This window comes from Bradyrhizobium erythrophlei (assembly GCF_900142985.1).
GTDB lineage: Bacteria > Pseudomonadota > Alphaproteobacteria > Rhizobiales > Xanthobacteraceae > Bradyrhizobium > Bradyrhizobium erythrophlei_B.
In genome coordinates this window covers 4,125,526-4,138,966 of sequence record NZ_LT670849.1, presented here as the reverse complement: position 1 = coordinate 4,138,966, position 13,441 = coordinate 4,125,526, and the positions used below count along the sequence as shown (strand labels likewise).

Below are 13,441 nucleotides of genomic sequence, written 5' to 3'. Positions count from 1 at the left end.
GCTACGGGACACGTGCCGGCTCCCCGTGGGGACCCCGCCGGCATCACAACTGTGGCGCGGATGATGGCCTGACAAAGTTAGCGTTCCGTTTCCAAACCCTGAAGGATTCGCTGCAATCGCCCATAACCTTCCGTGAGGCCGGTAGATTCGTCCTTGGCCTGGCGCAAAAACCCCTCCAGCGGCTCATTCAGGCGGATCGCCTCGTCGACTTCGACGCTCGAGCCCGCTTTGTAGGCCCCTAACCGGATCAACTCCTCCATATCGGCGTAGGTCGCCATGGTCTGGCGCGCCTTGGTGATGACGGGCAGGAACGCCGGATCGGCCGATCGCGGCATGGTGCGCGACACCGATTTGAGAATGTTAATCGCCGGAAACCTTCCGCGTTCGGCGATCCGCCGCTCCATGACGATGTGGCCGTCGAGAATGCCGCGCACGGCGTCCGCGATCGGCTCATTGTGATCGTCGCCATCAACCAGCACCGTGAAGATGCCGGTGATGGTGCCCTCGCCCATGCCGGGACCGGCGCGCTCAAGGAGCTTCGGCAGCTCGGTGAACACGGTCGGCGTATAGCCCTTGGCGGTCGGCGGCTCGCCGGCGGACAGACCGATCTCGCGCTGCGCCATCGCAAAGCGCGTCACCGAATCCATCAGACACAGAACGTCCTTATGCTCGTCGCGGAAATGCTCGGCGATCGCAAGCGTCAGGTAAGCGGCCTGCCGCCGCATCAGCGCAGGCTCGTCTGACGTCGCGACCACCACGACCGACCGCGCGAGGCCTTCGTCGCCGAGATCGTCCTGAAGGAACTCCTGCACCTCGCGGCCGCGTTCGCCGACGAGCCCAATCACCGTGACATCGGCATCGACGTTGCGCGCCAGCATCGACAACAGCACCGACTTGCCGACGCCGGAACCTGCGAAGATGCCCATGCGCTGGCCGCGGCAGCAGGTGAGAAACGTATTGAGTGCGCGCACGCCAAGATCGAGCGGAGTGCCAACGCGTTTGCGCGAATGCGCCGGCGGCGGCATGTTGCGGTAGGGCACGGGCGAGGCGCCTTGGGTCAGCGGTCCCTTGCCGTCGATCGGCTCTCCCATCGCATTGATGACACGGCCGAGCCAGTGCACCGAGGGGCGCACCTGGTTGCCGGCGTTGCCGATCACGGCGCGGCAGCCGCGCCTGACCCCGTCGAGACCGGCGAACGGCATCACCACCGCATTGTTCCCGGTGAAGCCGATCACCTCGCAGGGGATGAAGCGGTTGCCGCCGGTGTCGATCACGATGCGCGCGCCGACGCTCATGGCGTGAATGGGACCTGCGATCTCCACCATCAACCCGCGAACGCCGACGACGCGGCCATAAATGTTGATGCCGTCGATATCGCCGATCTGTTCGGCAAGCGCCTTCATTGCGAAAACCTTAAGTGGAGGGCTCCGCCCTTAACTTGGTGTTTACCCGCATCGTTAATCATTACGTCACTGTCTTTGGTGACTGAGGACGCTCGACCTTAGCTTTAAGGAAGGGCGAATCTTGAGAGTCGGATAGCCCTGACTCTTAATGTTGAGCTTGATCGAGATCGGGTACGAAAAGCTGCTTCGACGCAATATCTTAGGGCGATTCGCTAAAAATTGCACCTAAAGGCCTTGCGGATCAGAATCAGATTTTGTTAACCATATCCCGTCAGGATCCGAATCAGTTGTTCAAAGGCGTTTTGAGTGCCGCAAGTGCGGCCGACCTGACGCCCGGAGCGGCGACTATAGGGGACTGGCATGCGCGTTTTGCTGATAGAAGATGACAGCGCCGTCGCGCAGTCGATCGAGCTGATGCTGAAATCCGAGAGTTTTAACGTCTATACGACGGATCTCGGGGAAGAAGGCGTCGATCTCGGAAAGCTTTACGACTACGACATTATTCTTCTCGACCTCAACCTGCCCGACATGTCCGGTTACGACGTGCTCAAGCAGCTCCGGGTCTCCAAGATCAAGACACCCATTCTGATCCTCTCCGGCCTCGCCGGCATCGAGGACAAGGTCAAGGGTCTCGGCGTCGGCGCCGACGACTACATGACCAAGCCCTTCCACAAGGACGAACTGGTCGCGCGCATTCACGCGATCGTGCGCCGTTCCAAGGGCCACGCCCAGTCGGTCATCCAGACCGGCGACCTCGTGGTCAATCTCGACACCAAGACGGTCGAGGTCGGCGGCCAGCGCGTGCACCTGACGGGCAAGGAATACCAGATGCTGGAGCTGCTTTCGCTCCGCAAGGGCACCACGCTCACCAAGGAAATGTTCCTCAACCACCTCTATGGCGGTATGGACGAACCCGAACTGAAGATCATCGACGTCTTCATCTGCAAGCTGCGCAAGAAGCTTGCGAACGCCTCGGAAGGCCGCAACTTCATCGAAACCGTGTGGGGCCGCGGTTACGTGCTGCGCGAGCCGCACGAACATGAAGAGCGCATTCCCGCCTGATGTTTACGTAGCGAGCCCGTAGGCTCATCCTCCCGAAACTGGACCCCGCCGCAAATGGCGGGGTTTTTATTTGGGGAAACGGTTTTATCAGCGCTTCTTCTTGCCAGCTTTCTTCTTTGCGGCCTTGTTGCCGACCCAGGGCTTTGCAGCTTTCTTGGCGGCTTTCTTGCCAGCCTTTTTCGCCGGCACCTTCGCTGCTTTCTTGGCGGCCTTCTTTGAACCCCTGGACGCCTTGACGGCCTTCTTGGCAGCTTTCTTCGCTACCTTCTTCACCGCCTTCTTCGCGACCTTCCCGGCCGAGGATTTCGCCGCCGCTTTCTTGGCAGCCGGCTTGACGGCTCGCTTTGCCGTCTTTGTCTTTGCTTTGGCCTGTTGCACGACCGCGGCCTGCTCCACCGGGGCTTCAGGCGCCGTCGGCGGCGCGTTGGACACGACCGGCTGTTTCGATGCGCCCGTCGCCGCCGATGATGGCGTCTGCCCGCCCGCGGCTAGCCAGAACCGCATCTCGGCCGACTTGACGGCAGGTCCGGTGATATAGCGCTCCTGCCACTGGTCGTCGCCTTCCAGCGGCTTGCCGAACTGGTTCGGGTGCTCCTTCAGCAGGAAGCGCCAGGCGTAGTGATCGTACACATCGAGCACATTGCAGGCATAGGCTTCCGCCAATCCGCGATGGCCGTGGATGATCACCATGTTCTCGTCATTGTTGTGGGAAGCACGGTAGCCGAGATTGTGCGAACCGGTGACGACCACACAATCGTCGCTGAACGGATCGATCACGACGATCTTGCTGTGGATGATGGCAAAGCCGTATTTCGCGAGCTCCGCTTCCCAGCCGCCGGGCGCGTCCTGCGCCGTGATGGCGCCGGCGGGGATGGCGCGGTAGTCGATACCGTTCGCCTCACCCTGCTTCTTGGGTTTGCCCTGATCGCCGACCACGGTGACGGTCCCTGCCCCTCTGGCGTGCTCGGCGGGCGCGGCCGCATCATCAGCTTCCGCCGAACCGCCCGCATGCAGGGCCTCGGAAAAATTGGTCGCGCGCTGGGCATTGGTCAGTGCGCCGCGGACGAACAGGTCGGGCTTTCGCCGAAGCAGGCTTCCCGCCTCATCCAGAATGGAGTTGTTGCCGGGGTCGAAGGCGAGAAACAGGATCGCCTGTTTGGCGCCATCCATCAGCTGGAACACGCGCCCCATGTCGTTGGGCTTGTCCGGGTTCTTGGCCAGCTTGCCCGGCGTGTTGGGCGACAACATCACCTCGACCTTGACGCCGCCTCCGAGGTCGATCGGGCCGGTAATCGCCTTGTCGTTGTTGCCATGGTCGAAGGTACGCAAGGTCGGCGACTGCAGCTTGTGCTGATCGCCCCCGGCTGCATCGGTGTCGGCCTTCAACGCGTTCCAGTAGTCGATGTAGCGCTGCGCCACGTCTTTCGATTCGATGACGAGGGCGTTGTTGGATTGGGTGCAAAGCCCGGTCGAGGTCCAGTTGGTCGAGCCCGACAGCACGGCGGTGGGCTGGTTGTTCTCGCTCAGCACCATGAACTTGTTGTGCGGGATGTCGCCCTTGCCGAGAATACGGTCGATCACATTGGCGCCGGCGGCCTTCAGCGCCGCGCGGTTGGCGGCATCGGCGTCGTCGCTCTTGGGGCCCACCTCGTTGCCGAGGATCACGTTCAGGCGCCTGGCGCTGTCATGAAGCTGCTTTTCCAGCCCTTGCGGATCGTTGAGTTCGTATAGCGCGGCATGAATGGTGCCGCCGTTCTTGTCGGCGCGGGCAAGCAGCGAGGTCACGCCCTCCTGCAACTGGCCCATCAGGTTGATGCGGATCGGATCGGCCGGGTTCTGGATATGGGGCGTCAGCGCATCGACGCTCGGATGGTCGCCGAGCGCATGCGCCAGCGCCTGTGTCGCGACAATGCCGCGATTGAAATAGACTTCGAACGGCGCTCGCTGCGGCGTCAGCGTGACGCGGTTGCTGCGCAACGGCTGGACACCGGCCAACGGCGTCAGCGTCTGCCCCGGAGTGCCGCCCATCGGAACGATGAGATATTCGTAAGATCCCCCGCGTTTGGCATACAGGTCTTTCCACCAGAACTTCTGGATCGGCGCTTGCGCGGTGGTCAGGACCGCGCCAGTCTGGCCGGCAAAGCGCGCCATCGCCGGCAGGATCGTTTCCTTGCTGTTGTTGTCGATGTCGATCTGGTGAATGGCAAAGCCGAGACAGCCATCGAGATGTCGATCGAATGTCCAGGCAACGACGGCAATATCATTGTTCGAAAAGGCAACCGCGACCTGAGGCATTTGAACTCTCCTTGTGCGGGGGCGACCATTTTAAAGTTGTCGTAAAATACGAACGCTCGCCGGATTCGGACTTCTATATTGAGCGACAGTGTCGGCAGCATGAAATCAGCGAGGCAAAGTCACGATGATCCTGCAATCGCTCGCCGGTCTTCCGGCATTTCTGGTCTACTTCTGCACGGCGATCCTCTGCGTCGTCGTCTATCTCTTCGTCTATACGCGCATCACGCCACATGACGAGTTCAAGCTGATTCGCGACAACGATCCGGCCGCCGCGATCGCGTTGGGTTTGAGCCTGCTGGGCTTCACGTTGCCGGTGGTGAGCGCGATCGCCCATTCCTCCAATGTCGTGGACTGCCTGGTCTGGAGCCTGGTCGCGCTGATCGTCCAGATCGTGGTCTATTACGTGATCAAGATTCCGGTGCCGAACCTGTCGGCCAAGATCGCCGCCGGCGAAATGGCCCCCGCGATCTGGCTGGGCTTATCCTCGCTCGCCGCCGGCGCGCTCAACGCCGCCTCGATGATCTACTAAAGATTGGCTGGCAGAGATGGCAACGCCGCCCACGGAATTCGGCAAGCGTAAGCCGGTCGTTGCTTCGCCGACGCCGACGCCGCCGGTCAAGCGCTCTCACCATGTTGCACTGCTGATGATGGGCACCATGGCGGTGGGCGGCGGCGCCTACGCGCTGATGCCGCGCGAGAACTGCCAGCCGGCAAGCCCGTCGGCAATGGCCGGGCCTTCGCCGCCGATATCCGGGACGACCATACAGCCGTCGCCGACACCGGCCACGACCTGTGGGTCACGTTGGGGCGGCGGCCATGGCGGCTCGGGAAGCTGGTGGTCGCACAGCAGCTACTATAGCGGCAGCTCTTCGTCGGGAACGTCGACCGGCGCAGGCTCGACCACAACGGCACGCGGCGGCTTCGGCAGCTTCGCGCATCTTTTCTCCGGCGGCGGCTAATTTGCAACGCATCCCCTGCAACGAGCGCGACGACTGGCAGGCGACCGCGCAGGCCTGCGGCTTCGACTTTCACACCATCGATGGCGAACGCTACTGGGACGAGCGCTCTTATTACGCCTTCACGCTTTCCGAAATCGAGGACCGGATCGAGACGCCGACCGGCGAGATCGAGGCGATGTGCCGCGAACTCTGCGCGCGCGTGGTCGAAGACGACCGGCATCTGAAACGGTTGCGGATTCCGCAGGCGTTCTGGCCGCTGATCCGCGATTCATGGCTCAGGGGCGATCCGAGCCTCTACGGTCGGCTCGATCTCAGCTATGGCGGCAGCGGCGATGCCAAACTTCTGGAGTATAACGCCGACACACCGACCTCGATTTTCGAAGCGGCGGTGTTTCAATGGACCTGGCTAGAGCAGAACATCGAGCGGCAAGGGCTAAATTCCGGCGCCGACCAGTTCAACTCGCTGCACGAGCGGCTGATCGAAGCCTGGAAGAAGTTCGGCACGACCAATCACCACCTGTATCTGGCGGGGGTTCTCGATAATCCGGAAGACGCGACGACCCTTGCCTATCTCGAAGACACCGCACGGCAGGCCGGCCTTCAGACCACATTGCTCGCCATGGAGAGCATCGGCTGGCGCGACGGCCGCGGCTTCCTCGATCTCGACGATGAGAAGATCAGGCTGGCCTTCAAACTCTATCCCTGGGAATGGATGTTTCAGGAGGCCTTCGGCCCCAAACTTCGCCTCTCGCTGACCCGCTGGATCGAACCACCGTGGAAGGCGATCCTTTCCAACAAGGGCGTGCTCGCTCTGTTATGGGAGATGTTTCCAGGCCATCCGAATCTGCTGCCGGCTTTCTTCGAGGACGAACCGAACGCGAAAAGCCTCAGTTCGTCCTTTGTGCGCAAGCCGCTGTATTCCCGCGAAGGCGCCAATGTCTCGATCGTGCGTCACGGCGATATCGTCGCCGCCGAGCCAGGTCCCTATGGCGCCGAAGGCTACATCCGACAGGCGCTGGCGCCATTGCCGAATTTTTCCGGCCAATATCCGGTACTGGGAAGCTGGCTGGTCGATCACGTGAGTTGCGGACTATCGATCCGCGAGGACGAAAACCCGATCACGGGCAACACCTCGCGCTTCCTGCCGCACGCGATCCTCTAAAGCGTTTTCAAGTGAAGTGGGAACCGGTTCGCGTGAAGAAAACGCGTCAACCGAAAAGCCGGGGCCGACAACTCAGGCTGCCCGGCTGTTCACCTTGACGGGCACAAGACGTTCGCTGGCCAGCGCCGCCTGCGCGCCAGAGGCGCCCGCTTCATGATATTCCGCGTCCTCGTTGATCTGCCAGATATCGTAGAGGCGCTCGCCAGCCAGGATGTTCCGCGCCGTCAGCATCGCGGTCATCATCGCGTGGTCCTGGTTATTGTATTTGTGCATCCCGTTGCGGCCGACCAGATGCAAGGTCGGATAGCTCTGCTCGAGGTCGAGCCGGATCATCGCCATGTGGTCGCGGTAGGCGTCGTCATAGACCGGATAGGCCTTCTGCTGACGCACCACGCAGCCGCCGGTCACGTCATCCGCCGAAACGAGACCGACTTTGGTGATCTCCTGCTTGGCAAGCGCGATCAGTTCATCGTCGGACATCGTCCACAGGCCGTCGCCTTCGAAACAGAAATATTCGAGGCCGAGACAGGTCGTGCCGGCCGGCGACATCTCCGGCGACCATGAACCGAAATTCTGCACGCGACCGACCTTTACGCTGGGGTCGTGGATATAGACCCAGTTGTCGGCAAAGGTTTCCGGCTTGTCGATCATCAGCGCGACAGTCAGGAAGTCGCGATAGCGCAGTTCGCGGGCATTGAGCAGGCAGATCGGCTTCGGCGAGAGCTTCTGAACCAGTTCGCGCACCGGCGCCGAACAGATGACGTCGCGCGCGGTATAGCTCTCGCGTTTTCCGTCAGAGGTCGAAACCTCGATGTGCCAGAGCTTCTCCGTGCTGCTGTAGCTCAATCCGGCCAACTCGCGGCCCATCAGAATCCGGCCGCCGCGTTCCCTGACCTTGGCCGCCGCGGCCTCCCACATCATGCCCGGCCCCCGGCGCGGATACTGGAACGTCTCGATCAAGGTCTTGACCGCCGCCGACCCGGCCGCTGCCGGCTTCCGCCGGAACGAGCGTTGCAGCGCGTTCATCACCGCGACGCGAAGGCTCAGCCCCTTGATGCGCTGCGCCGCCCAGTCGGCGGAGATCTCGTCGCATGACATACCCCACACCTTTTCGGTGTAGGTCTTGAAGAAAATCTGAAACAGCCGCTCGCCGAACTGGTTGCGGACCCAGTCATGAAAGCTGCGCGGTGACGCCACCGGAAACATCCTGGCATAGGCGTAGGAGAGCATGCAGATCGCGCTGGTGAAGATGCCGAGATTGCGCAGCGCCTCGAACGCACTCAACGGATAGGAATAGAATTTCCCGCCGTAATAGATCCGCGACAATCGGGGCCGTGTGATGAAATCGTCGGGCAGGATCTCGTGCCAGAGGTCGACGACCTCCTTCGACTTGGAGAAGAAGCGGTGGCCGCCAACGTCGAACAGGTAGTCGCCGTGCCGCACGGTGCGGCTGATGCCACCGACGTAGACCGGGTCTTTCTCGATGACGATGACCGAGGGCGTCTCCTTGGTCAGGCAATACGCGGCGGTCAGACCGGCGGGCCCCGCGCCGATCACAAAGATATCTGCATCCACCTTCATGCGCGACCAGGGCCCCCAAAGATCATTTGGCGCGCTACTTTGCCCAGAGCTTTGTTAACGTCAGGCTTATCGGCGGCGGTACAGCGCCATCGGGGCGTTAATGAAACGTCAATCGTTGTCCCAGCCACGTCCCACGGCCGCAACAATGCCGCGGGCAATCAGGCCGCGTTCGCTTCGGCGAGGACAGCCGCCTCCTTGGTCCCGTAGGAGAGATAGGTCAGGCGCCAGCGCTTCTTTTCGGAGATTTCCTTGAGCGCCTTGAACCCGCCGGTGCGCCAATTGGGAAATCCGAAATAATCGTCAAAATGAAAGACGACCCCCTGTTCGACATAGTCCGAACATAGCTCGAGCACATCGACGGTCGCGGCGTATGTGTCGCAATCGACATGCACCAGAAGCGGAATATCGGCGGCGGGATTGGACGCTTTCCAGCGCGGCCCCGACTCGGCAAACCATCCCTTCACCAAGGCAACATTGCGCCGGACCTTTGGCAGCCTGCCGCCGAGATCGAAGGTCTTTTCGGGAGCCATGCCGCTCCAGCGCTGCTGCAAGCCTTCAAAACTGTCGAAGCCGACAAAGCTGAACTGCGGAAATTTCTTCGCCTGGTAGTTGATCATTCCGGCCTTGTAGACGCCGAATTCGAGCACGCGCGTGCGTGACGGAAAGCGTCTCCTGGCGTCGTCGATTGACTGGCTTAGCCCCTCGAACCGGTCCAGGAACGAGTAGGCGTCTTGCATATTGGTTTTGGCGTAATCGAAGGCGTCGAGAACGGCATCACGCCGCATCAGCATGGGGACAGATTCAGGCAGCGCACGCTCGGCGACGTAACGTGCGAACGATGCGACGATGTTGCAGAACCACACCTCCGCCCGGGTACCTATGCGCGTCATATCAGACCGATCCTCAAAACGTCTCAGCCAGTCGTGGCGAACACCGGCTTGCCCGAGGCGATTATGAATTCCAATGGTTGCCAGTTCGTACCCCAGCCCACACGCGGCACCGGCCATTTTTCGGCGGCATGATTAGCAATTCGTCTGCACCGCTCCGGCAACAACCACATAGGACTTATTTAACGGGTGCGCCGCACACTGCCGCCATGTCCCTGACCAGCAATTTGGATGCGCCTCCACAGCAACGGGAAAGCGCGGCGGCGACCTATGCCGGCTGGCGTGTGTGCATCATTGTCTTGACGCTGTTCATCGCCGCCGCATCGCTCAGCGCGATCCGCAAGGACGTGACGTTCGGCTACGATGAAGTGGCTCACGTCTCCTACGTCGCGCACCTTCAGAGCACCCACGAGATGTGGCCCGCATTCGCTGAGATGCGGATGCTGGACGCATCGACCTTCCGCTTCACGGAGGTGGCGAACTATCTCGATCATCCCCCGGTTTACTACTGGTTGCTGGCTCGGATCGGCCCCGCCCTGGAAGGCCATTCCGACGCGGTTCTTTTCTACCGGTTCCTCAATGTAGCGCTTGCCGCGATCGGGCTCGCGGCGTGGATGGCGATCGGCATCGCCCTGAGGCTGCCGCCGCTGAAGCTCTACGCCTACGTCCTGCCTCTGGCCTGTATTCCCGTGCTGGTGCCGCTGGCGGGCGCCGTCAACAACGACAATGCGGCCTTTGCCGGCAGCGGCATCGCGGCGCTCGCAGCGGCGCAACTCCTGATCGCGAGCCACCCGGCATGGCTTGTGGCGGCGCTCATCGGCGTCATCATTGCGTCATGGGCCAAGTTCACCGCGCTGTTGCTGACAGGCGGATTGGTCGGCGGCGTGCTGCTATGGTTGCTGTGGCATGGGCGGCTGCCCTGGCGATGGATCGGGCCGATCGCGGTTGCTGCGCTGCTCGCTGGTGCGCCTTATATCGTATTTTGCGCACAGTATGGCAATCCGGTACCGCAAACGCCGGGGCAGATCGAGATGATCAGGAGCATCGCGCTCGCCAAGGGTTGGACCGACGCACCCCGCTCCTCATCCGTCGCCTTCGTGGTAAGTTTCCTCTCTGAATTCGTGACCGACTGGATGCCCACCGACAAGCCGCGCAACGTGTTGAACTACGCAGCGTTGGCGATTCCCGTTGCGACGGCGCTATGCGCCTTCGCGGGCCTTGCTCTGGCGGTTCGGCGAACCGTAGGCGCAAAGGCAGAGCCGCTCGACATCATCGTCGTGGCCGGCTGCCTCGCCTTTGCCGCGACGTTGATGATCCACGGCATCTTCGCCTACCGGCTGCATATCGAGTTCGGCTGGCTGACGAGCGCCTATCCGCGCTACTACCTGCCGCTGCTGGCCATCATTCCGCTGGCGAACCTGGTGTTGCTCGATGCGATCGACAGACCGAGAGCCCGTGCGTTGCTGCTCGGTTTGCTGATTGCCGGCCCGATCATCTTCCGAATAGCCGGCGCGCCGTTCGGATAGGCTTCCGTTTCAGTCGTTCAGGCTCACGTCGAAGCCATTTCAGCGCTTGCGGCGAACGCCGCGGCTATCGCGCCGCGAGCGCAGCCGCCCGTTGCGGCATCGCACCGGCCAGGCCGGGCCTGACGGTCCGCGCCGAATTCGGGCGATAGAGCCCGCGCCGCTCGGGAAACGGCTTGAAGGCGTCGGAGATGCCGACCACGGATTCGGCGGCCCCTAACACCAGGAAGCCGTCGGTGTCGACCAGCTTCGCCATGCGCTCGAAAATGCCGGCCTTGGTATCCTGGTCGAAATAGATCAGCACGTTGCGGCAGAAGATGATGTCGAAGGTTCCGAGGTGACCGAAATCCTGAAGCAGGTTGAGCTGGCGGTGCTGCACCATCGAACGGATATCGGCATTGAGCTGCCACATATCGCCGACTTGCGTAAAATGCTTGACCAGAAGCTGAATCGGCAGGCCGCGCTGCACTTCGAACTGGCTGAAGATGCCGGCCTTGGATTTTTCCAGAACGCCCAGCGACAGGTCGGTCGCCACGATGTCGATCTTCCAGCCCGCGAGCGCCGCGCCCAGGCCCTTCAGACACATCGCGATCGAATACGGCTCCTGTCCCGTGGAAGAAGCCGCGCACCAGATGCGCAGGGCACGCCGCGCCGCGCGCGCCTGCAATACCGCCGGCAGCATCGTGTCCTTCAGATGATCGAACGGCGTCTTGTCGCGGAAGAAGAAGGTCTCGTTGGTGGTCATGGCCTCGACCACTTCCGCAATCAACGGCTCGGCGGCTCCCGCCTTCATCTTCTGAACGAGCTCGCTGATGCCCGCAAGGCCAGCCTTGCGCGCGAGCGGCACCAGCCGGCTCTCGACCAGATATTGCTTGTCGGCTGACAGATCGAGCCCGGAGCGTTCTTTTAGCAGCTTCCGCAAGAACTCATAATCCAACGGCGTCACGAGCGATCTCCTGAGAACAACCTGACCAGTTTCGGTGCGATCTGATTGAGCGGCAGCACGGCCGCACAAATGCCGGCGTGCGCGGCCGCGCCGGGCATTCCCCACACCACGCTTGTAGCTTCGTCTTGTGCAATCACGCTGCCGCCGGCGGCGACGATGTCCTTGCCGCCACGCGTGCCGTCCGACCCCATTCCGGTGAGGACCAGCGCCATGATGGAGCCCTGCCAGACCTCGATCGCGGAGCTGAACAGCGGATCGACCGCCGGCTTGCAGAAATTGATGGGGGCGCCATCGTCGAGCGCGATCACCGCGCCTGCGCCCTGGCGCGTCACACGCATGTGGCGGCCGCCCGGCGCGAGATAGATGTGGCCGGGCTTGATGACTTCGCCGTCGATCGCCTCATGCGCCGGCCGGTGGCTGGCGCGCGCGAGATGTTCGGCCAGGATGGTCGTGAACGTCGGCGGCATGTGCTGCGTGATCAAGACCGGGAAGCGGTCGATCACCGGACCGATCTCTGCCACCAGGCTCATGAGCGCCTGCGGGCCGCCGGTCGACGAGCCGATCAGCAGCACGCGGGGGCTTTGCATCGAGAAATTGCGCCGCGCGATCGGGGCCGTTATCGCCGGCGCACGAAGCGCACGATCGGCGGCCGGCGCGTGCGCATGAGCATGCGTCGGCGAGCGGCGGACCTTGGCGCCAAGGTGGCGGATCTTCTGCACCAGATCGTGGCGGAAGGTTTCGGCCGCCGAGGATTCGCGGGTGCTTTCCGGCTTGGGGATATAATCCGAGGCGCCGAGCGACAGCGCTTTGAAGCTGATCTCCGCGTTACGGCGGGTCAGCGTCGAGGCCATGATTACGATCAGGTTGCGCTTCTTGGCGAGCAGCTGCGGCAGCGCCGAAATGCCGTCGAGCTCGGGCATCTCGATGTCCAGGACGGCGATGTCGGGATTGATGCGCTCGACCTGGTTGACAGCCTCGAGCCCGGTGCGCAGCGATGCCGCGACAACGATATCAGGCTCGGAGCCCAGCCAGCGGGAGATCATGCCCCTGATGACGACGGAATCGTCGACAACCATGACCCGCAGCGGTTCTGGCTGCACCGGGCTCGTAGCCGAATGACTTGTCAACGCAACACTCATACTCACCAACCGAACTCAACTCATAGGCCGCAAAGCGCACACACGCTTTCCACGGTATAGCCGGGGCTGGCGAGCCGCCGGATACGGATTTGAAATCAGATCAGGCCGACTTCCTGGAACTTGGCCGTCACGATGTCCTTGTCGAACGGCTTCATGATGTACTCGTTGGCGCCGGCGTGAAGCGCGCGCGCAATGTGAGCCACATCGTTTTCCGTCGTGCAGAACACCACCTTGGGCTGGTCGCCGCCCGGCATACGACGGAGATTGCCGAGGAATTCGTAACCGTCCATCACCGGCATGTTCCAGTCCAAGAGGATGGCTTCCGGCAATCCGCGCTTGCACACCTCGAGCGCCTTCTCGCCGTCTTCGGCTTCCACGATCTGGAAATCCAGACCTTCCAGAATGCGCCTCGCAACCTTTCGGATGACGCTCGAGTCATCCACGACCAGACATGTTTTCATGGTGTTGCCCTTGCTTTAAATCA

General features: G+C 62.0%; 12 protein-coding genes. 5 read left to right on the top strand and 7 right to left on the bottom strand.

Annotation, left to right across the window (positions count from 1 at the left end; translation table 11 throughout):
• Window positions 1–77: 77 nt before the first annotated feature.
• On the bottom strand, window positions 78–1,403 hold the full coding sequence (gene fliI, locus BUA38_RS19325; protein ID WP_072820242.1) for a flagellar protein export ATPase FliI: 1,326 nt from the start codon (window positions 1,401–1,403) through the stop codon (window positions 78–80).
• 360 nt (window positions 1,404–1,763) lie between these two features.
• On the opposite strand from fliI, the gene ctrA reads away from it, so the two are divergent.
• Complete coding sequence (gene ctrA, locus BUA38_RS19320) at window positions 1,764–2,465, top strand: response regulator transcription factor CtrA (protein WP_008138878.1); 702 nt, start codon at window positions 1,764–1,766, stop codon at window positions 2,463–2,465.
• A gap of 87 nt (window positions 2,466–2,552) precedes the next feature.
• Here the strand turns inward: ctrA and BUA38_RS19315 are convergent, their stop codons facing one another.
• Complete coding sequence (locus BUA38_RS19315; protein ID WP_072820240.1) at window positions 2,553–4,760, bottom strand: phospholipase D-like domain-containing protein; 2,208 nt, start codon at window positions 4,758–4,760, stop codon at window positions 2,553–2,555.
• Window positions 4,761–4,884: 124 nt separating this feature from the next.
• Here BUA38_RS19315 and BUA38_RS19310 point away from each other — a divergent pair, with 124 nt between their 5' ends.
• From BUA38_RS19310 to BUA38_RS19300, 3 genes are read left to right on the top strand one after another with little or no spacing between them, the layout of a single operon-like run.
• The gene (locus BUA38_RS19310; protein ID WP_072820238.1) at window positions 4,885–5,289 is read left to right on the top strand and encodes a DUF350 domain-containing protein; all 405 of its coding nucleotides are present in this window, start codon (window positions 4,885–4,887) and stop codon (window positions 5,287–5,289) included.
• Window positions 5,290–5,305: 16 nt separating this feature from the next.
• Window positions 5,306–5,719, top strand: a complete 414-nt coding sequence (locus BUA38_RS19305; RefSeq protein ID WP_072820236.1) for a hypothetical protein — start codon at window positions 5,306–5,308, stop codon at window positions 5,717–5,719.
• Window position 5,720: 1 nt separating this feature from the next.
• The gene (locus tag BUA38_RS19300) at window positions 5,721–6,881 is read left to right on the top strand and encodes a glutathionylspermidine synthase family protein (RefSeq protein WP_072820234.1); all 1,161 of its coding nucleotides are present in this window, start codon (window positions 5,721–5,723) and stop codon (window positions 6,879–6,881) included.
• 72 nt (window positions 6,882–6,953) lie between these two features.
• Here BUA38_RS19300 and BUA38_RS19295 read toward each other — a convergent pair whose 3' ends face one another.
• Together BUA38_RS19295 and BUA38_RS19290 are read right to left on the bottom strand one after the other, a co-directional pair.
• Window positions 6,954–8,462 (bottom strand): NAD(P)/FAD-dependent oxidoreductase, encoded by a 1,509-nt coding sequence (locus BUA38_RS19295; protein ID WP_072820232.1) that lies wholly within the window; start codon window positions 8,460–8,462, stop codon window positions 6,954–6,956.
• A gap of 158 nt (window positions 8,463–8,620) precedes the next feature.
• Window positions 8,621–9,352, bottom strand: coding sequence for a class I SAM-dependent methyltransferase (locus tag BUA38_RS19290; RefSeq protein ID WP_072820230.1), 732 nt, complete (start codon window positions 9,350–9,352; stop codon window positions 8,621–8,623).
• A 206-nt stretch (window positions 9,353–9,558) separates the two neighbouring features.
• Between BUA38_RS19290 and BUA38_RS19285 the strand changes: the two genes are divergently transcribed.
• Window positions 9,559–10,875 (top strand): hypothetical protein, encoded by a 1,317-nt coding sequence (locus BUA38_RS19285; RefSeq protein ID WP_072820228.1) that lies wholly within the window; start codon window positions 9,559–9,561, stop codon window positions 10,873–10,875.
• Between the two features lie 64 nt (window positions 10,876–10,939).
• On the opposite strand, the gene BUA38_RS19280 is transcribed toward BUA38_RS19285, so the two are convergent.
• The 3 genes from BUA38_RS19280 to BUA38_RS19270 form a co-directional block, all read right to left on the bottom strand.
• Window positions 10,940–11,818, bottom strand: a complete 879-nt coding sequence (locus BUA38_RS19280) for a CheR family methyltransferase (protein WP_072820226.1) — start codon at window positions 11,816–11,818, stop codon at window positions 10,940–10,942.
• On the bottom strand, window positions 11,815–12,957 hold the full coding sequence (locus tag BUA38_RS19275) for a protein-glutamate methylesterase/protein-glutamine glutaminase (protein WP_072820224.1): 1,143 nt from the start codon (window positions 12,955–12,957) through the stop codon (window positions 11,815–11,817). Before BUA38_RS19275 ends, BUA38_RS19280 begins: the two co-directional genes overlap by 4 nt.
• A gap of 95 nt (window positions 12,958–13,052) precedes the next feature.
• Window positions 13,053–13,418 carry a response regulator gene (locus BUA38_RS19270; protein ID WP_072820222.1) on the bottom strand — a complete coding sequence of 122 codons (366 nt, stop codon included), beginning with the start codon at window positions 13,416–13,418 and terminating at the stop codon, window positions 13,053–13,055.
• Between the last annotated feature and the right edge of the window lie 23 nt (window positions 13,419–13,441).